Raw genomic sequence first — 17,812 nt, forward strand, 5'->3', positions numbered from 1 at the left:
CGGGAATGTATTTATATATGTTCCGGTTATATACCTATTAATCGTGTTGGTATCGTAGGTCGTCGGCTCCGACTGACACGGGGGGTTCCGGACGCGCCGTCGATTCGACTTGTGCCCGATGGTTGTGTTTCGGTTCACTCGAGCATCACCGCAACCGGACCTATACGGGGAAATGTACAGAAAGGTAGCGTCCAAATACATTGGCGCGACGTTCTGAACGGTTCAACGGTCGTGCCGGTCGGGGACGCTATCGGAACGGGCGGGTCGGCGGTCGAGAACCGATCGCTGAGGGGACGACGGCCGGACCCGAGCGTCGATCACACCGTAAACAGGTGCCCCTCGGTCGGAACGTCGAACAGCCCGATCCGTGCGCCGGCGTCGAGCCACGCGTGTCCGTAGGAAAACGACGCCAGCGCGTTGACGAGGTCGTCCGATTCGCGAAAGTGTCTGCCGTCCTCGAGGTACGACGCCGCCATCTCGTAACACTCCTCGGCGGCCTCGGCCATCGGCGTTCCCGCCGGCGGGGCGACCGACGCCTCCTCGAGGGCCTCCGCGAGTAGCGCTCCGTATCGGTCCGTCTTCTCCTCGAGTTCTGCGGCCATACTCGAGTGTCCGCGGGCGCATCCGTAAAGTCGTCGACAGGGGGCCGGAAGGTACCTCATCCCAGCGCGTACCGGTTACGTTCGCTCGGGACGTCGGCTCCGAGTCGCGGTCGCTCGCACACGGTCTGCGCTCCGCCGATCGTGTCGTTCCGACGATTGTGCGATCGGAAACAGTTCGGCGCTCGAGGCGTCGTCGCTCCGGTCGAGCGGTAACGCCTACATAGGTATCACACTGGCTCTCGCCTCTGGAGACGTGCGACGAATCGAGGTGTTCGTGCCCGAGGATCGGTGCGCCGACGCGCTCGCCGTCCTCGACGACGAGGGGATCGATTACGTCCGAACCGCCGAGAGCGGCGACGGCGTCGACGGCGAACTCATCACCTTCCCGCTGCCGGCGCAGGCGGTCGAATCCGTGTTGACGGCGCTCGACGAAGCCGGTATCGACGACGACTTCGTCGTGGTCTCCTCGATCGAAACGGCGCGGACGCCTCGAATCGACGACCTCGAGGATCGGTACGTCAACGGACGGGCGGAAGACGACAGCATCGCCCACGCCGAGATTCGTGCCCGCGCGCTCGAGATGACGCCGGGTCGCCTCACCTACTACGCGATGACCGTCATCAGCGCGATCGTCGCGACCGCGGGACTGCTGCTCGATTCGCCCGCGATCGTCGTCGGCTCGATGGTAATCGCCCCGCAGGTCAGCGCTGCACTGACGGGAACCGTCGGCCTCGTGCTCGACGATCGCGAGATGGTCGTCGACGGACTGGCGTCGTTGGTGCTGGGACTCGGCGTCGCGATCGGCAGCGCGTTCGTCTTCGCGTGGCTGGTCCAGTTCGGCGGCTTCGTTCCGTCGACGATCGATATCACGGCGATCGCGCAGGTCCAGAACCGCATCTCGCCGGGACTGCTGACGATTATCGTCGGGATTGGTGCCGGAGCTGCAGGTGCGTTCGGGCTCGCGACGGCAATTCCCGTCTCGCTGGTCGGCGTGATGATCGCCGTCGCGCTCATCCCCGCGGCTGCCGCCGTCGGCATCGGCGCCGCCTGGGGCGACGCGCCCGTCGCCATCGGCGCGTTCTTGCTCGTCGCGGTCAACGCCACGTCGATCCTCCTCTCGGGGCTCGCCGTCTTCTGGTACCTCGGCTACCGCCCCGACGACTGGACCCCCGGCTCAGTCCGGGAGAACCGCTCCGGACACTGGTTCGACACGCTCGCCGTCGCCGTCGTCCTGGGCGTGGTCGTCCTCTCCGTCGGCGGCGTCGCGCTCGGTCAGTACGTTCTCTACGAGAACGCCGTCAACGACGAAGTCCGAACCGTCCTCGACGACGAGGAGTACGACGACCTCGAGCTCGTCGAGGTTCGAACCGAGTTCGTCGGCGGCGGCGTCGGCAGCGACGAGTCCGAAGTCACCGTCGTCGTCCAGCGACCCGCCGACGCCCCCTATCCGAATCTGGGAGGCGACCTCGAGTCGAGCGTCAGCGAACGGACCGATCGGGACGTCGCCATCGTCGTCGAGTACGTCGACGCCGACCGGTCTCCCGAGCCCTCCTGACTGGAGTCGGCGTCATAGATGCGTCGATGATTTGCTGAGAACGCAAGCGGTTTAGGCGCTCTGTCCCAACCTGTCGGTATGAGCGACCAGCCACGCGTCGAGATCTATACTAAAGAGGACTGCCCCTATTGCGAGAAAGCCAAGGACCTCTTCGATGCGAAAGAAATCGAGTACGAGACCTACAACGTCACGGGCGACGACGACCGCTTCGAGGAGATGGTCGAGCGAGCGAACGGTCGCAAGACCGCCCCTGAGGTCTTCATCGACGACGAACTCATCGGCGGCTGGGACGATACGAGCGCGCTCGACGAGACGGGCGAACTCGACGAGAAACTGGGTATCGCGGACGACGGCGACGACGATGACGTCGTCGAACACCGCAAACTGATCATCGCCGGAACGGGGATCGCCGGGCTGACGGCGGCGATCTACGCCGGCCGATCGAACAACGATCCGCTGGTCATCGAAGGCGACGAGCCGGGCGGCCAGCTCACCCTCACCACGGACGTCGCGAACTACCCCGGCTTCCCCGAGGGCATTAGCGGCCCCGACCTCGTCAACAACATGAAAGAACAGGCCCGTCAGTTCGGCGCCGAACTGAAAAACGGCATCATCGACACCGTCGACGCCGATCAGCGGCCGTTCCGCGTCGAACTTACGAACGGGGATGTCTACACCGCCGACGCCGTCATCGCGGCCTCCGGTGCCAGCGCTCGAACGCTCGGCATCCCCGGTGAGGACGAACTCATGGGCTACGGCCTCTCGACTTGCGCCACGTGCGACGGCGCGTTCTTCCGCGGCGAGGACATGCTCGTCGTCGGCGGCGGCGACGCCGCCATGGAGGAGGCGACCTTCCTCACGAAGTTCGCCGACACCGTCTACATCGCCCACCGACGCGAGGAGTTCCGCGCGGAGGACTACTGGGTCGATCGCGTCCACGAGAAGGTCGAAGAGGGCGAGATCGAGATCATGAAAAACACCGAAGTGATCGAACTCCACGGCTCCCAGGAGGAGGGCGTCGACCACGTCACGCTCGTCGAAAACGAGCAGGGCCACCCGACGGATCGACTGGACGACCCCGAAACCAACGAGTTCGAGTTCGACGTCGGCGCGGTCTTCTTCGCGATCGGTCACACGCCGAACACGGACTACCTCGAGGGCACCGGCGTCGAGATGGACGACGAGGGCTACCTCCGCACGCAGGGCGGCGACGGCGGCGGACAGACCGAAACCGACGTCCCCGGCATCTTCGGCGCCGGCGACGTCGTCGACTACCACTACCAGCAAGCCGTCACGGCCGCCGGAATGGGCTCGAAGGCCGCACTGGACGCCGACGAGTACCTCGAGGATCTCGAGCGAGCGGACTCGAGCGTCGAGGAAGCCGAGCCGGCCGCAGCGGACGACTGAACTGCTCGAGCCGAAGTTGGTTCGGGTTTTGGTGTGATCGATCGCAGTCGATTGCGGTTGATCGCAGCCAGTTGCGGTTGATCGCAGTCGATTGCAGTCGGTTACGGTCGATTGTCATCCGAGTTCGTCGAATTTGCGCTCTTTTCGTCTCCGCTTTCTCTGCTTCTCGGCTCGAGTCGCAGTGTCTCGTCGATCAATCTGTCGCTGAAGTGGGTGTGTCACCAGCTGAGAGAGAGAAGAAAGCGAAAGCGCGGAGAGCGTAGAAGGGAAGGGAGCGGTTCGAATCCGCGCGGAGAAGTCCGTTCCGGCGGAACGGGCACACCCCTCGTTTTCAGTGAAAGCGGCGAACGTCTCCCCCCGATTGGCGTAGCAGAACGCAGCAACTACAGAGAGTATTTAAAGAAACCATCTGTAGAGCTATCGAAATCCTAGGTTGGGTTTCTGGGTACTCTCTGTTGGTATCCACACTACTACTTTACCGATACAATAAATAATATAATAATGCGATCAAGGTCGTCGCTGCAATCGCGCTTCGCGGACCCCCACTTGTACACCGTTTCACTGAAAACGAGGGGTGTGTGCGTCGCCGTCTCGTTCGATCCGTTCGATGATCTGTCCGCTCTCTTCTACCGTCTCGAGTCTTTCACTGAAAATCTGGTTCGGTGCGTTTATCATCCCGGTCTGGAAAGTCACCCGCAATGGGAACTGATCCGATCCCGACGCCCTCGATCGAGGAACTCCAGGACGATCCGATGGCGGACGATTCGACTTCCATCTTTCGCCGTCGGGAACTCCTCCGTCCCCAGCACGTGCCACAGAAGGATCGCATCGTCGGGCGCGACCGCGAAATCGAGACCGTCGAAGCGCTGCTCAAACCGGCGGCGTTCGGCGACCCGCCCGAGAGCGGCTTTCTGTTCGGCAAGACGGGGACCGGGAAGTCGCTGGTCGCCAAACACGTCACCGGCCGCGCCCGCGGCATCGCACAGATGCAGGGAACCGACCTGACGGCCGCCTACGTCGACTGCGATCAGTACAACACGGAGACGCGAGCCGCTCGCAAGATGGCCTTCGAGGTCCGCGACGCGGTCGATCCCGACCGCTACATCCCGAAAGACGGCGTCGGCGCGAGCCGCTACTACGACGCGCTGTGGGACGGCGACGGCCTCCTCCACGATTCGGACTCCCTGATCGTTATCCTCGACGAGATCGACAAACTCGGCGACGACACCGCCGAAATTCTCTCGAAACTCTCTCGCTCCGAAGAGGCCGGCAAGACCGGCTGTTACATCTCCGTCGTCGCGATCAGCAACAAGACCGACTACACGGACGCGCCCGACGAGCGCGTCGCCTCGAGTTTCCAGGACGATCCGATCATCTTCCCTCCCTACGACGCCAACCAGTTACAGGCCATCCTCGAGCGGCGTCGGGACGCCTTCGAGGACGACGTCCTCGAGGCGGGCGTGATCGAACTGGCATCCGCACTCGCCGCCCGGGATCACGGCGACGCGCGTCGAGCGCTCGACATCCTGCGCTCGGCCGGCAAACTCGCCGAGAAAGACGACAGCGAACGGGTGACCGAGGATCACGTTCGGAAAGCCGACGAGTACAGCGACCTCAACCGCTCGATTCAGGTCATCAAAAACGGGACGCCCCACTCGCGGTACGCCCTCTACGCGCTCGCGTACCTGACCAAATCGAAGCTCACCGACTCGTTCTCGACCGGCGAGGTCTACGACACCTACTGCGTCGTCGCCGACGTCGTCGCCGGCGAGTCGTTGACCCACCAGCGCGTGCTGGACCTGATGAAAAAGTGGACGCTCCCGGAGATCACCGAGAGCCGCCACACCGGCGGCGGTAAGGGGCAGGGCAGCTATCGAACCCACCGACTGCTTCACGATCCCGACGTCGTGATGAGCGCCTGCCTCGAGTCCGCCGACGACCAGCGCAACGTGTTGAACGCTCTCTCAGAGTCGTCGATCTGAACGCCTCACTGAAAGCGTCATCCGAACGCCTCACTGAAAACGAGGGGTGCGTTTCGCGACGATCCGGTCGACGTACTCGCCGCGTTTCACTGAAAACGAGGGGTGTCCTGCCACAGGGACGCACGACCGTCTTGCCATTTTTCACTGAAAGCGAGGGGTGTCCTGTGAAGAATCCGCACGGACATTCGACCGGCTTTCACTGAAAATGAGGGGTGTGGAACCGCAGGCCGGCGACGCAAACGTCTGTCGTATTCCGGCTTGCTATCGTAGCTCTTGTACGTCACTGCACACCCGATCGAAGGACTGCGTTGGGATCGATGTGTAAATCGGTGCAAGAACTACTATCGCCGAATCGCGTAATAATGCGAAACGTAATTCACCCTACGACACTTGACGCTGTAGCCGACAGCGACCGTATGGAGCAGCAGTCTGCCGGGCCGGCACGGCCCTCGACTCACGAACGAGCGCGTGAGACGACCTCGTGTTGCGTCTGCGACGCGACGATCGGCCCTCGAGAGCGGCGACTCACGTGGCGGGTTCGCGACGGCGCGGACGTCTTCGAGTACCACTACTGTAGCGACGCCTGTTTCTCGTTGACGAACCGACCGTCGGGACGCAGAAGCGGGAATCTCGAGTCGACTGGCTGATAGCTTTCGACGGTTCGTAACCGAACCGTTCGCGGCAGCGTACGACGATAGACACTCGTCGAATACTGTCAACGGAACTGATATGTGGGCCGCTTCCTTTCTTTCGGTTGAGATGGCACTCGAGCGACGGAACCTCCTTCGGCTCACCGGCGCAGCTGCGGTCGCATCGACCGCGGGTCTGGCCGGCTGTCTTGGGGGATCGGACGACGAGAACGGAAGCGGCGACGACCCGACCAGCAGTCAGTCGGCACCGTACCGAAACTGGCTCGCCTCGACCGACGACGACGCGGTGTTCGTCGCGCACCTCGACTGGAGCGGCCTCGAGGCCCTCGAGAACGGCGACTCCGAGTCCGTGATCGGCGGCGAGGACGCCGACGATGAGGACCAGGACCTCGACGACGGGGAAACGCCGTTGGAGGATGAAGAAGACCTGCTGCTGGCCGCACCGCTGATGGGGACGTTTTTCGTCGCGGTCGGGACACTCGGTCTGCTGGGAACGGGCCTCGAGGAACTGCTCGACAGCGAGGACGACACGGGCGGCGAGGACGACTCCACCGCCGACGATGCGGACGGGGACCCCGCCGACTTCGAGACGACCGTCGACGACGTGTTCTGGGTCAACGACGCGTACGTGATCACCGGCGACGTCGAGACGGACGAGATCCACGAGATCCTGACCGAGGACCCGGACGACGAGTTCGGCATGAAGACCGTCTACGAACCGACCGACGAAATCGGCGGCTTCGACATCTACGAACCCGTCGAGGACGACTCGGCCTTTACGTCGACGGAGGACGCGATCGCCGTCGGCGAGGACGCAATCGCGCTCTCGATGGGGTCCGAGGGCGAGCCGACCGACGATCTTCGTGGCCCTCTCGAGGCCTACAGCGGCGATGGCGACCGTGCGGTCGACGAACACGACGATCTGTCGTGGCTTCTCGAGACGGCCGGGTCCGGTCACGTCGCGTTCGGAGCGTTCGGCGATCTCGAGAACGAAGAGGACCTCGAGATCGGCGACGACGAGGATCACGACGAACTGGCCGGCGCGACCGGCTTTTTCGGCTCGATGTCGGTCGAGAGCGAATCGGAGTCGTCGCTCGCGTTCGCGGCCGTCTTCGACGAACTCGACGACGACCAGGAAGCCGAACTCTCGGCGGAACTGGGCACGTCGACTACCGACGCCGACCTCGAGTTCGACGCCGACCGCGTGAGTGCAACGGCGACCTGGGACGAGAACGCGCTCGCGGGATCCGACTAGGACGGCGAATATAGTAGTCAGTGAACGCCACTGCACACCCGACCGCAGGATGGCGTTGCGATCGGTGTGTACATCGTTTCACTGACTACGATAGATCGTGCTGAACTCTCGCACGTTACCGAATGCTAACGTATTTATTAGTTCACTTTGTTCACGTCAGCATGAATCTGAATCGGCGGGACGTGTTGCAATTCGGTTCCGCGGCCGCGGCGGCGTCAACGGTCGGACTCTCCGGCTGTCTCAGCGGGGACGACGACGGCGCAACCGAAACCGGCGACGAAAACGACGCCGACGGTCTCGACTGGGACGACGGCGACTACCCGTCGTACGGGTCGTGGCTCCCGGCGGCCGAGGACGCCATGCTGGTGTCCATCGAGTGGGACGCCCTCGAGGACCTCGAGGCGTTCGAGGCGGGCGACCGAGGCGAGTCGAGCCGGAACGGCTCGGAAGACGTCGAGAACGCTCTCGTGGCGGCGGACGACGGTCTGCTCTCGCTGCCGACGACCGGGGCGATGTCCGGGCTACAGACGCTGCAACTCGTCGACTACTCCAGTCGTGGGTTGGGGCGAGTCGTCGACGCCACCGACGCCGACTCCGCTCGAGACGACCTCGCCCGGGACGACCTCGAAACGAGCCTCGATCGACTGCTCGTCGTCAACGGAACGATCGTCTGTACCGGCGACGTCGAGACGGACGAACTCGAGGCCGAACTCACCACCTCGTCGTTCAGTTACGATCCGGAGTTCGACCCCACCGACGAAATCGGCGAATTCGCGATCTACGAGCTAGACGAGGCCGGTGTCGGCGCGACCGAGACGTTTGCCGTCAGTCCGGACGCGGTCGTCTATTCGAGCGGCAGTGATACGTCTCGGAGTGACGTGGTTCGTGTGGTCGAAGCCAAAACGGGCGAGCGCAACCGCTTCGCCGACGAAATCGAGCGCTTCGGCTGGCTGCTCGAGACGGTCGGCGAGGGAGAGATCGTGTTCGCACAGTACGGCGACGACGAGACGGACGACAGCGCTGAAACGGACGACGAACCCGACGCGGCCGACGGATTCGCCAGCGCGCTCACGTTCGACGGCGACGGCGGTGCGAGCGCCGAGGCCGCACTGGTCTTTACCGACGGTGACGGCGGCGAGAGCGATGTCGACGAGGACGAGGGGTTCGGTCACTCCGCCGACGACGTCGAATTCGGGGACGAGAACGAGAGTCAGCGCGGAACCGTCTCGGCGACGTGGGACGATCTCGCGGCCACGCTCGAGACCGGCGACTGATCGGCGCGACTCGACGTCGACATCTGACCGCGTTCGCTCGAGATAGCGGCTCCCACCGCTGCTCGAGGACGCGGCTCTCGACTCGCTCGAAAAACCTGTACCAAAAACGGCTCAGAACGGGAACAGCGAGTCCGCCTCGAGGTCCCGCTCGATCAGTTCGATCTCGTGGCCGTCTTGAGCTTTCGTGAACGCGTACATGTTGTCGTTGCTCTCGGGATCGCGGTACTCCGGCGCCTCGCGCTCGAGCAGCGTTTCCCAGTCCTCCTGCAGATTGTCGACGCGGATACAGAGGTGCCCCCAGCCGTTTTCTTGCTCGTAGGTGCGGCCGTCGTAGTTGTAGGTGAGTTCGAGTGACATCGCTTCGGGGGCGGCGTCTTCGGGTTCGACGAAGTAGTTCGCGAAGGTGTCGGCCTCCCAGCGGCGGGTCGACTCGTACTCGAACTTGCGGGTCCAGTAGCCCAGCGCTTCGTCGGCGTCCTCGACGCGGATCATCGTGTGGTCGAGCGACCAGAGCGCGCCCTCGTCGGGGTCGCGCTGGACGATCTCGATCTCGTGGCCGTCGGGGTCTTTAACGAACGCGTAGCGACCGCCGCAGGATTCGGGGTCGCGGTAGTCCTCGACGCCCTCGTCCATCAGTTGCTGGTAGTAGTCCTCGAGTTCGTCCTCGGGGACTCGGACGGCGATATGGCCCCAGGCGTCGCCGATCTCGACGTCCTCGCCCTCGTTGTGGGTAATCTCGAGCATCGCACCCTCCTCGTGCATCTCCTCGGGGCCGAGGTAGACGATGGTGAAGCCGTCGCCCTCGAACCGGTCTTTCTCCTCGTACTCGAGGTGGGTCTGGTACCAGTCGAGCGACTCCTCGAGATCCGAGACGCGGATCATCGTGTGGTCGAGCGTTCCGTCCATACGCGAACGGACGGTTGCGGGCTCAAAAAGCGTGGCGAAGGCGTGGTCTACAGAGAAAGCAAGGCGAGTGCCTCGGGGTCATACGGAAGACTTCGTCTTCCGTGATGACGAGACGTCGAAGGCGTCTCGAACCACTTGACCCCGAGGGTGAAGCCGACACTTAGACGTGTTCTGTTCGTTCGATATACCGCTCGATCGTCTCTGTTGAGACGGTTTCCGCAGTTCCGATGTAGTACGACCGCTCCCAGAATCCACCGCCCCACAGATACTCCTCAAAGAACGACTCGTGCTGTTCCCAAGACAGAAGCCTCGGGGCTTGACCCCGAGGCGGTTCACTCGGTGCGTTCGAGGTCGGTCCCGGCGTCTCCGGTCGCCTGCTCCTCGAGCGAGGACGCCTTCGGATCGACGCCGCGGCGGCGCGCGTCGAGCTCCGAGAGCGCGTAGACGAGCGCGACCAGCAGGACAGCCCCCAGCGGGAGGAACACGAACCACGGGACGCCGAAGAAGCCGTAGAGCGCGTAACAGAGGAGCACGACGACCAGTACGGTGGCCGCGTAGTACAGCTGCGTCCGGATGTGGTCGATGAGGTCGGCTCCAGTGAACGTCGAGGAGAGCACCGAGGTGTCCGAGATCGGCGACGTGTGGTCGCCGAAGATCGCGCCCGAGAACACCGCGCCGACGACCACGGGCATCAGTTCGAAGGTTCCGGTGAGGTCGTAGGCGACGGTGATCGCGATCGGCGTGACGATCCCCATCGTCGCCCACGACGATCCCATTGTGAACGCGACGAAGGCGGCGACGAGCAGGACGACGATCGGCAACACGGCGGGCGAGACGACGCCCTCCGCGGCGGCGGCGACGTACTCGCCAGTACCGAGGTCCTCGGCGACCGCGCTGATCGCCCACGCGAGGACGAGCACCGTCACCGCGGTCAGCATGATGTTGAAGCCGTCGAGGACCGTCTCGACGCTGTTCCCGAGATCGAAGAGGTCGTAGTAGAGCCCGATGAGGATGGCGGTCGCCACCATCGCGAACGAGCCCCAGACGAGCGCGGCCGCGAAGTCGCCGGCGCCGACGACGTCGACGAGCACCTGGAGGAGCCCCTCGTCGTCGATGGCTCCCTCGAGCGTGGTCGGCGCGCCCGCCTCGGCCTGTTCGTCGACCCACGCGCCGTAGCCGGTCTGGAACGCGCCGGCGAGGGTGACCGTGATCAGCACGACGATCGGCGCGAAGAACGTCCGGAGCATCGGTCGCTTCTCGATCGGCGCGCCGAGGTCTTTCTCGACCTCCTGGAGCGGCTGGGCGTCGTCGCGGGTCACCTTCCCCGTCTGCCACGAGCGGTGTTCGGCGGTCAGCATCTCGCCATAGTCCCGTCGGGTGAGGACGATGATCCCGACCATCAGGATCGCCAGCAGCGCGTAGGTGTTAAAGGGGATCGAGCCGACGAACGTCTCGAACGCGCCGGGCGCGTCCCCGGCCGCGACGCCGTCGCGGTTCTCGACTAAGCTCTCGTATCCCTCGTCGATCATCGACAGCTGAAACGCGACCCAGCTCGAGAGGCCGATCGTCGCGACGGGCGCGGCCGTCGAGTCGACGATGTAGGAGAGCTTCTCGCGGGAGATTCGCATCTGATCGGAGATCTCGCGCATCGTGGAGCCGACGATGGCCGTGTTGGCGTAGTCGTCGAAGAACATGAGCATCCCCAGGACCCACGTCGTCAGCCCGGTGTTGCGCTGGGTCTCGAGTCGACTGGTCGCCCAGTCGCGGACGGCCAGTGCGCCGCCGAGGCGCCAGATCAGCGCGACGCCGGACCCCAACAGGAGGGTGAACACGAGGATGTTCGCGTGGAACACGTCGCCGATCGATTCGGTGATCCACTCGAAGGTCCGTCCGATACCGAGGCTTCCGGTCGCGATCACCCCGCCCGACCAGATCCCGAGGAACAGCGACAGGATCGGCCGCCGAGTGACGATTGCGAGCGCAATCGCCAACAGCGGCGGGACGAGCGAAACCGCTCCAAACTCAGACATATGTACTTACTCGATAGACGACCTGATAACGCTACTGATTACGATGTTTTCGAAGAAGTTCTAGGGATTTTGTAGTTACTGAACTGATGTGAGTTCGACGCGCCGACAGTCGATCCTCGAGGCGGTGGGAGTCGCCGCTGGACGCTGCTCCCGGTCGTGGGGACGGCGACTTCGGGCAGTATACTGTCGCGTCGGGGCACGTGCCGTGCGGACTCGGAGAGGCGATCGGCGCTCGAGTCTCTTCGGTTCTCGAGTCTCGAGCGGCGAAACGCACGGATCGCGGGTCGCAGAGCGCAGACGCGACTTATCGCCGCAGAATCAGCTTCAGCACGTCCTCGTCCTCGAGGACGTGGTCCGTCCCGACCTGCTGTTCGTCGTGGGTTGCGCTGGGGCCGGTCACGCGGGCGAAGCGGAATCGCTCTTCCATCTCGCCGCCGAGTTTCTCGATGGCCTCGCCGACGGTCGACCCCTCCTCGACGACCAGCGGCTCCTCCCAGTCGATGCCGCGGCCCGGCTTGTTCATGTAGACCCGGATCAGTCCGAGGTTGTCCCAGATGCGATCCTTGAGCGCCTCGAGGCCCTTCTCCTGTTCGGCGCTGATGAAGGTAACCGCCTCGGGGTCTAGGTCGCGCTCGCGGAGTTGCTCGTCGACGGTTTCCTTGTAGTCGGGCTCGATGAGGTCGACCTTGTTGACGCAGGTGATCGACGGGATGTACTCGCGGTTGTCCATCAGACCGTCGACCAGCCGGTCGATGGAGACGTTCTCCTGCAGGTTCAGGTCCGCGTTGACGTAGCCCTGGTCGCGCAACACGTCCTTGATCGTCTGCTCGTCGAGATCCTGATCGGTGCTCGAGGTGATCTTGATGCCGTCTTTGTGTTTCGGTCGGACGGTGACCCGCGGCTCGGTCTGATCGACGCGGATGTTGATGTCGTACAGCTCCTCCTGGAGCCGGTCGTACTGTTCAATCTCGAACACCGAGAGGACGTAGAGGATCAGATCGGCGTTGCGCACGACCGCCAGCACCTGCTGGCCGTCGCCCCGTCCCGACGCGGCGCCCTCGATCAGCCCGGGGACGTCGAGCAGCTGGATGTTCGCTCCCCGGTGGTTGAGCATCCCGGGGTTGACGTCCAGCGTCGTGAACTCGTAGGAGCCCGTCTCGCTTTCGGCGTTGGTCAGCGAGTTCAGCAGCGAGGACTTGCCGACGCTCGGAAAGCCGACGAGGGCGACGGTCGCGTCGCCGTGTTTCTCGACGGAGTAACCGCCGCCGCCACCCGAGCCCGACTGCTGGGTCTCGAGTTTCTCCTTTTTCTCCGCGAGCTTGGACTTCAGACGCCCGATATGGGCCTCTGTCGACTTGTTGTAGGGCGTGTTGGCGATTTCCTCTTCGATCTCCTCGATCTCCTCCTCGAGCCCCATGTATCCGTATCCAACCGCCCGGGCCGAAAAACACTTTCGAGAACCGCACGGGACTGACCTGCGGTAGCGCCGGTCGCCGTTCGGTAGCGGACGACTCATACTACCTGGGGAGGGGCCGATCTGAGCGTCTGGAGTACGTCTCGCGGCTCGTTCGGGTAGTATCGAGTCCGAGCCGTGACGGTAGGGGCGCGATAACAATAGTCGGACGACCATCACAAATTCGTGAACGAATGGTGCTGAATACGGTGGCCCGATGGAATCGATCGATCGTGAATCGCCTCGATGCTCGAGAGTGGTTGCACTCGAGTTCGAGTTCGAACACCGAGCGTGACGAACCGCTGACCGTCGGCGTTCTCGTCAACCCCCGGGTGCCGGCGTGGCACGAACGGGCGATCGAAAACGTTCGAGCGCTCGATGGCGTGCGAGTAAACTACGCTGTCGTCAACGCCGAGCAGTCGTCGATGCTGTCGGATGGGGCAGACGCGATCAATCGGGACGGTCTGTTCTCGCTCGACGACCTCAAACTGTTCTACAGGGTGGTGTCCGAAGACGGCCTGAAAGCCGCGCTCTACGCCGATCAGAAACTCGGCTGGGACGTCTTCGGCGAAACGCGCCAGCGGGAGTTACTTCGATCGAAGCCGATCGACGACGTCGACTGTCTCGCGGACGTCGACCGGGAAGACTGCGTTCCGGAGAGCGACGGTGCCTGGAAAACCCTTCCGGACGAGACCGTCGAGACCCTCGGACAGCGCTGTGACGTCGTCCTGCGGTTCGGATTCGGACTGATCAAGGGAGACGTGCTCACCGCCCCCGAACACGGCGTGTTGAGCGTTCACGGCAGCGATATTCGGAAATCGCGCGGTATGGGGCCGCAGATCGCGTTCCTCCACGATAACGAGCACGTAACCGTCACGCTTCAGCAGCTGAGCGAGGAGATCGACGCCGGATCGATCGTCGAAATGACGTCCACTGACGTCCCGACGCACGCGACCTACGACGACGTCAGCGGGGAGATCCTTCGGCTGTCTTCGGCGGTCTACGCGGACGGCGTTCGGAACCTCCGGGACGGCAACTCGCCGTGGGATCCCGAGACGGTCGGGACGTACTACTCGCTCGAACTCCAGCGAAAGAGTCCGCGGTTCGTCGGAACGCTCCTCCTGAAGAACAATTACCGACGGCTCAGAAAATCGGTCGCGTGAGATGACGAATCGCCGCGGCCGCAGACGTTTCGAGCCGAGCGCCCTCTCCGAGGCGGCTCGAGCGGCTAATACTGGACGACGATGGCGTCTTTGACGATCCTGACGCGCTCGATGGGAACGAGGAACCGATCGTTCTCGTCCGTCTCGAAGTCGATGGACCGAGACCGATACCGCTTGGTGGGTTCGACGATGAGATCGTGAAGTTCGCCGGAGTCCGGGCTCAGCGTAACGTCGCGGACTCGTCCGAACTCGACGCCGTCGGCGCTGACGACGGTCTTCCTCGTGAGCGTCTTTGCGAACACGTCGGGCATGACTCTCGCACTACCGGTCACCGCCATAACTATACGGAGGCTGTGTGATTCGTATCCGTCGACTACAACCGTTGCGCGCGTCGAAACCGAGTAAGTGGCACCATATTGCTGGAAAACATCGATGGAGTGGACATACTCTGTGAAACTCTCCAGAATTTAAACGTTAGCTGTAAAAATACAGTATACGGCACCACCTTCAAGTCGCATCTCGCCGTATTTGCTTTCGAATATGGATCCAGTTACCGTCGCCCTCGGGACCCTGATCCTGTTCGTCGCCCCGCTTCTCTTGCTTTTCGTCATCGCGTATCGGCTCACCGGATCGACCGAGAACGGCACCGAGAACGGCGCTGGTGTGGACCGCGAGCGGACGATCGCTCGAGACCCGGAGACGATCCGCTGTTCCGGCTGCGGCGCGGAGAACGAACTCGGCTACACGTACTGTGCACACTGTCTCGAGGCGCTACCGAGTTCGGGTTCGCTGGCGTCGTCGAGCGATAGCGCCGGCAGTCGGGACCCCTTCTGAGACGACCTGCCAGACCGATGTACCGCCGCAACCTCGCCCCGTTCTGTGGTTGCGCCGAAGTGACCGATCGTCGTCCGGAGAACTCGGCGTCGGGTCGGACGCATTGCCGTACCGCCGTTTTCCGTCTCAGTCACCGTTCCGGATGCGTCGACCCGTCGAAGCCCCCTCGAACGAGCGGCTTCGCGACGTGTCGACGCGCACACGGGGGCACCTCGTACCAGCCCGGCTCGAGGTCGCGCGTTACCTCCCGGGTCGCTTTCTCCGCCGCGTCGGTTCCGCACGCTCGACACCGATAGCCCTGGTTCCGACCCGCGCTTTTCATCGTTCGCCCGCAGTCGGGACAGGTCGGCGTCACGCGCTCGGTCGTTACGAGCTCCCGAACGGCGAACTTCTCGAGCTTGAGCGTTCCCCGTGACACCTCGCCGCAGGCCGTGATGCGGTCACCGACGCGCAGCGCCCGGACCCGGTCGCGAAACCGCTTGGTCGGTTCGAAGGCGGCACACTCGAGGCGCGCGGGCGTCCCGTCGGCGCCGTCGACCGACTCGGAATCGGCGGCGAGGTCGACGAACACGTGCCCGCCGCGACGTGTTTCGGGGTCGCTCGCGACGCGGCCATCGAGGCGGTAGGCGCGACCGTCCGCGACCGCCTCGAGATCGGAGACGTCGTCGCGCAGGTGGACGTCGGTCCCCTGATTGGTCACAAACAGCTGCGTCGAATCGATGGGCTCGCCGTCGATACGCCGGGCGACCGCACGAACGCTCTCGGGGTCCTCCCCGCGGATGCCGTGAAGGATAGGTCCCGGAGTGTGGGGGACGCAGACGGTTTCGTCCTCGCCGCGGTCGACCGTATCCCAGACGTCGGGATACCCCCAGTCGGCCGCCGCAAAGACGCTCTCGCGGTCGACCTCGCGCGGCGTCCCCCAGCGCCCGGGCTCGCGGTAGGAGATGTACTCGTAGGTCCACTCCGCGACACCCCGCCACGCGCCGACGGCGGCCAGCGCGCCGATCCGACCGCGGCCGTCGCCGACGTGCCACGAGCGATATCCGCGGCGCTTGAGTAGGTCGGTCGCGTCCGAAATCTCGAGGTGGTCTCGGATCGCCGACCGAGTGAAGTGGGCAACGTCGTCGCAGATGGCGTCCGGATCCCGCTCGGTCACGACGAGTCCCGGATTGGTCCGCTCGTCGGCAGCTTCTGCCAGAGTCTCGAGTCGGTCGCGGGCGACGTCGAACGCCAGTTCGGGATCGGCGTCGGTGTGGATCGCCAGCGCGGCGTTGCCCCGTGTCTTGTACTCGACGGCTGGATTGAGGCGGATCAACAGCAGTCTCGAGACGGCGGCGCCCTCGCGGCGCAGTCGCTCGGCGACCTGCGCGGCGACGTAGGTGGTACACATTCCGCGCTCGCGCGAGTCCGTATCGTCGAGACCGACGACGGTCATCGTCGGTGTTTGGAGAAGCGGCGAGTAACCCCTTTCGGAACCCCTTCGCGACGGCATACCCGACTCCCCTCGAGTCGGAGCAGTCGACCCGACCCCTTCACCTGCACCGAGATATCGTCGATCGTGACGACACCCAGTATATAAGTATACTGCCGGTACAGAACCGAACCGCGACACGGCTCCCGGAACCCCGGGGAAAACGTCTTATACGAGGAATCGCTTACATCCCCCTATGTCCCGTTCCGCACTGGTCGGCAACGTGACCGCGATGTTAGAGGACGCGGGATTCGTGGTAAGCGACCGGTGTGCGATCCGACCGAAGAGTTTCGATATCGCCGCCCGTCGCGGCGAAGACCTCATTCTGGTCAAAATTCTCGGCAACATCGACGCGTTCAACGAGGCGACGGGCCACGAGATGCGTCGGCTGGGGGCCTATCTCAACGCGACGCCGCTGGTCTTCGGCCTGCGCAGCCGCGACGAGGATCTGAAACCGGACGTGGTCTACTTCCGACACGGCGTCCCCGTCCTCAGTCCCGATACGGCGTACAACCTATTCATCGAAGACGTTCCGCCGCTGATCTACGCCGCTCCCGGCGGCCTCTACGTCAACATCGACGGCGACCTGCTGGCCGACCAACGCGAGGACCGCGACTGGAGTCTCGGCAGACTCGCAAACGAGCTCGGCGTCTCCCGCCGAACGGTCTCGAAATACGAGGACGGCATGAACGCCTCCGTCGAGGTTGCGATGGCGCTACAGGAACTGTTCGACGCGCCCCTGACCAGTCCCGTTTCGGTCCTCGACGGCGCCGACGAGGTCCACGAAACCGAGTCGACGCCCGACGATCCGGAGGCTGATCCGGACGACGAGCAGGTCGTCGCCGTCCTCACGCGCGCCGGCTACAAGGTCCACCCGACCCTCCGCTCCCCGTTCAAGGCCGTCAGCCGAGACGAGGAGGAAGCCGACGACGATGACGTCGTGTTGACGGGCCACTCCGAGTTCACGAAGGCAGCCGAGAAACGCGCCCGGATCATGAGTTCGATCGGCCACGTCACTCACACGCAGTCGGTCTACGTCGTCGACCGCGCAAAACAGGAGGCCGTCGACGGCACCGCGCTGGTCGAACGCGACGAACTCGAGGAACTCCACGACGCCGCAGAGCTTCGGAAGGTCATCCGGGAGCGCTCGGACCGCTCGGAGCGCGAAGAGGCCGCCTGATCGATCCGTAACCCACGAGTAGGTTGCGGCCTCGACTCACGCCTATCTTC

15 protein-coding genes and 1 pseudogene are annotated in these 17,812 nt (G+C 64.0%); 9 read left to right on the plus strand and 7 right to left on the minus strand.

The window, feature by feature from the left end; genetic code table 11:
- Positions 1-317 precede the first annotated feature (317 nt).
- Positions 318-602: a DUF357 domain-containing protein gene (locus C493_RS20265; protein ID WP_007261364.1), complete on the minus strand. Its 285-nt coding sequence runs from the start codon at positions 600-602 to the stop codon at positions 318-320.
- Between the two features lie 253 nt (positions 603-855).
- Between C493_RS20265 and C493_RS20270 the strand changes: the two genes are divergently transcribed.
- The 6 genes from C493_RS20270 (at position 856) to C493_RS23175 (ending at position 8,725) form a co-directional block, all read left to right on the plus strand.
- Positions 856-2,157, plus strand: coding sequence for a DUF389 domain-containing protein (locus tag C493_RS20270; RefSeq protein WP_007261365.1), 1,302 nt, complete (start codon positions 856-858; stop codon positions 2,155-2,157).
- Positions 2,158-2,235: 78 nt separating this feature from the next.
- Positions 2,236-3,564: an FAD-dependent oxidoreductase gene (locus C493_RS20275; protein ID WP_007261366.1), complete on the plus strand. Its 1,329-nt coding sequence runs from the start codon at positions 2,236-2,238 to the stop codon at positions 3,562-3,564.
- A 698-nt stretch (positions 3,565-4,262) separates the two neighbouring features.
- Positions 4,263-5,546 carry a Cdc6/Cdc18 family protein gene (locus C493_RS20280; protein ID WP_007261367.1) on the plus strand — a complete coding sequence of 428 codons (1,284 nt, stop codon included), beginning with the start codon at positions 4,263-4,265 and terminating at the stop codon, positions 5,544-5,546.
- Positions 5,547-5,962: 416 nt separating this feature from the next.
- The gene (locus tag C493_RS20285; RefSeq protein WP_007261368.1) at positions 5,963-6,193 is read left to right on the plus strand and encodes a hypothetical protein; all 231 of its coding nucleotides are present in this window, start codon (positions 5,963-5,965) and stop codon (positions 6,191-6,193) included.
- A 112-nt stretch (positions 6,194-6,305) separates the two neighbouring features.
- Positions 6,306-7,451: a hypothetical protein gene (locus C493_RS23170; protein WP_049889534.1), complete on the plus strand. Its 1,146-nt coding sequence runs from the start codon at positions 6,306-6,308 to the stop codon at positions 7,449-7,451.
- Between the two features lie 161 nt (positions 7,452-7,612).
- Positions 7,613-8,725 carry a hypothetical protein gene (locus C493_RS23175; RefSeq protein ID WP_007261370.1) on the plus strand — a complete coding sequence of 371 codons (1,113 nt, stop codon included), beginning with the start codon at positions 7,613-7,615 and terminating at the stop codon, positions 8,723-8,725.
- Positions 8,726-8,836: 111 nt separating this feature from the next.
- On the opposite strand, the gene C493_RS20300 is transcribed toward C493_RS23175, so the two are convergent.
- The 4 genes and pseudogenes from C493_RS20300 to C493_RS20310 all read right to left on the minus strand — a co-directional run bounded on the left by C493_RS20300 (position 8,837) and on the right by C493_RS20310 (position 13,078).
- Positions 8,837-9,631: a VOC family protein gene (locus C493_RS20300; RefSeq protein WP_007261371.1), complete on the minus strand. Its 795-nt coding sequence runs from the start codon at positions 9,629-9,631 to the stop codon at positions 8,837-8,839.
- Between the two features lie 160 nt (positions 9,632-9,791).
- Positions 9,792-9,929 (minus strand): annotated as a pseudogene (locus C493_RS22375) (transposase); the annotation flags it as partial.
- A 34-nt stretch (positions 9,930-9,963) separates the two neighbouring features.
- On the minus strand, positions 9,964-11,661 hold the full coding sequence (locus C493_RS20305; protein ID WP_007261372.1) for a Na+/H+ antiporter NhaC family protein: 1,698 nt from the start codon (positions 11,659-11,661) through the stop codon (positions 9,964-9,966).
- 304 nt (positions 11,662-11,965) lie between these two features.
- Positions 11,966-13,078 (minus strand): OBG GTPase family GTP-binding protein, encoded by a 1,113-nt coding sequence (locus C493_RS20310; RefSeq protein ID WP_007261373.1) that lies wholly within the window; start codon positions 13,076-13,078, stop codon positions 11,966-11,968.
- 269 nt (positions 13,079-13,347) lie between these two features.
- On the opposite strand from C493_RS20310, the gene C493_RS20315 reads away from it, so the two are divergent.
- On the plus strand, positions 13,348-14,277 hold the full coding sequence (locus C493_RS20315) for a hypothetical protein (protein WP_206537603.1): 930 nt from the start codon (positions 13,348-13,350) through the stop codon (positions 14,275-14,277).
- 65 nt (positions 14,278-14,342) lie between these two features.
- On the opposite strand, the gene C493_RS20320 is transcribed toward C493_RS20315, so the two are convergent.
- Positions 14,343-14,588: a PRC-barrel domain-containing protein gene (locus C493_RS20320; protein ID WP_007261375.1), complete on the minus strand. Its 246-nt coding sequence runs from the start codon at positions 14,586-14,588 to the stop codon at positions 14,343-14,345.
- Between the two features lie 229 nt (positions 14,589-14,817).
- On the opposite strand from C493_RS20320, the gene C493_RS20325 reads away from it, so the two are divergent.
- Positions 14,818-15,111: a DUF7577 domain-containing protein gene (locus tag C493_RS20325; protein WP_007261376.1), complete on the plus strand. Its 294-nt coding sequence runs from the start codon at positions 14,818-14,820 to the stop codon at positions 15,109-15,111.
- A gap of 130 nt (positions 15,112-15,241) precedes the next feature.
- Here the strand turns inward: C493_RS20325 and C493_RS20330 are convergent, their stop codons facing one another.
- Positions 15,242-16,546 carry a tRNA(Ile)(2)-agmatinylcytidine synthase gene (locus C493_RS20330; protein WP_007261377.1) on the minus strand — a complete coding sequence of 435 codons (1,305 nt, stop codon included), beginning with the start codon at positions 16,544-16,546 and terminating at the stop codon, positions 15,242-15,244.
- A 232-nt stretch (positions 16,547-16,778) separates the two neighbouring features.
- On the opposite strand from C493_RS20330, the gene C493_RS20335 reads away from it, so the two are divergent.
- Positions 16,779-17,762: a transcriptional regulator gene (locus C493_RS20335; protein WP_007261378.1), complete on the plus strand. Its 984-nt coding sequence runs from the start codon at positions 16,779-16,781 to the stop codon at positions 17,760-17,762.
- The last annotated feature ends 50 nt before the right edge of the window (positions 17,763-17,812 follow it).

The sequence above is a fragment of the Natronolimnohabitans innermongolicus JCM 12255 genome (assembly GCF_000337215.1).
Classification (GTDB): domain Archaea; phylum Halobacteriota; class Halobacteria; order Halobacteriales; family Natrialbaceae; genus Natronolimnohabitans; species Natronolimnohabitans innermongolicus.

Bases quoted from the DNA above. Each gene is read 5' to 3' on its own strand.
- C493_RS20305 (WP_007261372.1), bottom strand. From the start codon at position 11,661: ATGTCTGAGTTTGGAGCGGTTTCGCTCGTCCCGCCGCTGTTGGCGATT.
- C493_RS20335 (WP_007261378.1), top strand. From the start codon at position 16,779: ATGTCCCGTTCCGCACTGGTCGGCAACGTGACCGCGATGTTAGAGGAC.
- C493_RS20325 (WP_007261376.1), top strand. From the start codon at position 14,818: ATGGATCCAGTTACCGTCGCCCTCGGGACCCTGATCCTGTTCGTCGCC.
- C493_RS23170 (WP_049889534.1), top strand. From the start codon at position 6,306: ATGGCACTCGAGCGACGGAACCTCCTTCGGCTCACCGGCGCAGCTGCG.
- C493_RS20300 (WP_007261371.1), bottom strand. From the start codon at position 9,631: ATGGACGGAACGCTCGACCACACGATGATCCGCGTCTCGGATCTCGAG.
- C493_RS23175 (WP_007261370.1), top strand. From the start codon at position 7,613: ATGAATCTGAATCGGCGGGACGTGTTGCAATTCGGTTCCGCGGCCGCG.
- C493_RS20280 (WP_007261367.1), top strand. From the start codon at position 4,263: ATGGGAACTGATCCGATCCCGACGCCCTCGATCGAGGAACTCCAGGAC.
- C493_RS20330 (WP_007261377.1), bottom strand. From the start codon at position 16,546: ATGACCGTCGTCGGTCTCGACGATACGGACTCGCGCGAGCGCGGAATG.
- C493_RS20265 (WP_007261364.1), bottom strand. From the start codon at position 602: ATGGCCGCAGAACTCGAGGAGAAGACGGACCGATACGGAGCGCTACTC.
- C493_RS20310 (WP_007261373.1), bottom strand. From the start codon at position 13,078: ATGGGGCTCGAGGAGGAGATCGAGGAGATCGAAGAGGAAATCGCCAAC.
- C493_RS20285 (WP_007261368.1), top strand. From the start codon at position 5,963: ATGGAGCAGCAGTCTGCCGGGCCGGCACGGCCCTCGACTCACGAACGA.
- C493_RS20275 (WP_007261366.1), top strand. From the start codon at position 2,236: ATGAGCGACCAGCCACGCGTCGAGATCTATACTAAAGAGGACTGCCCC.
- C493_RS20320 (WP_007261375.1), bottom strand. From the start codon at position 14,588: ATGCCCGACGTGTTCGCAAAGACGCTCACGAGGAAGACCGTCGTCAGC.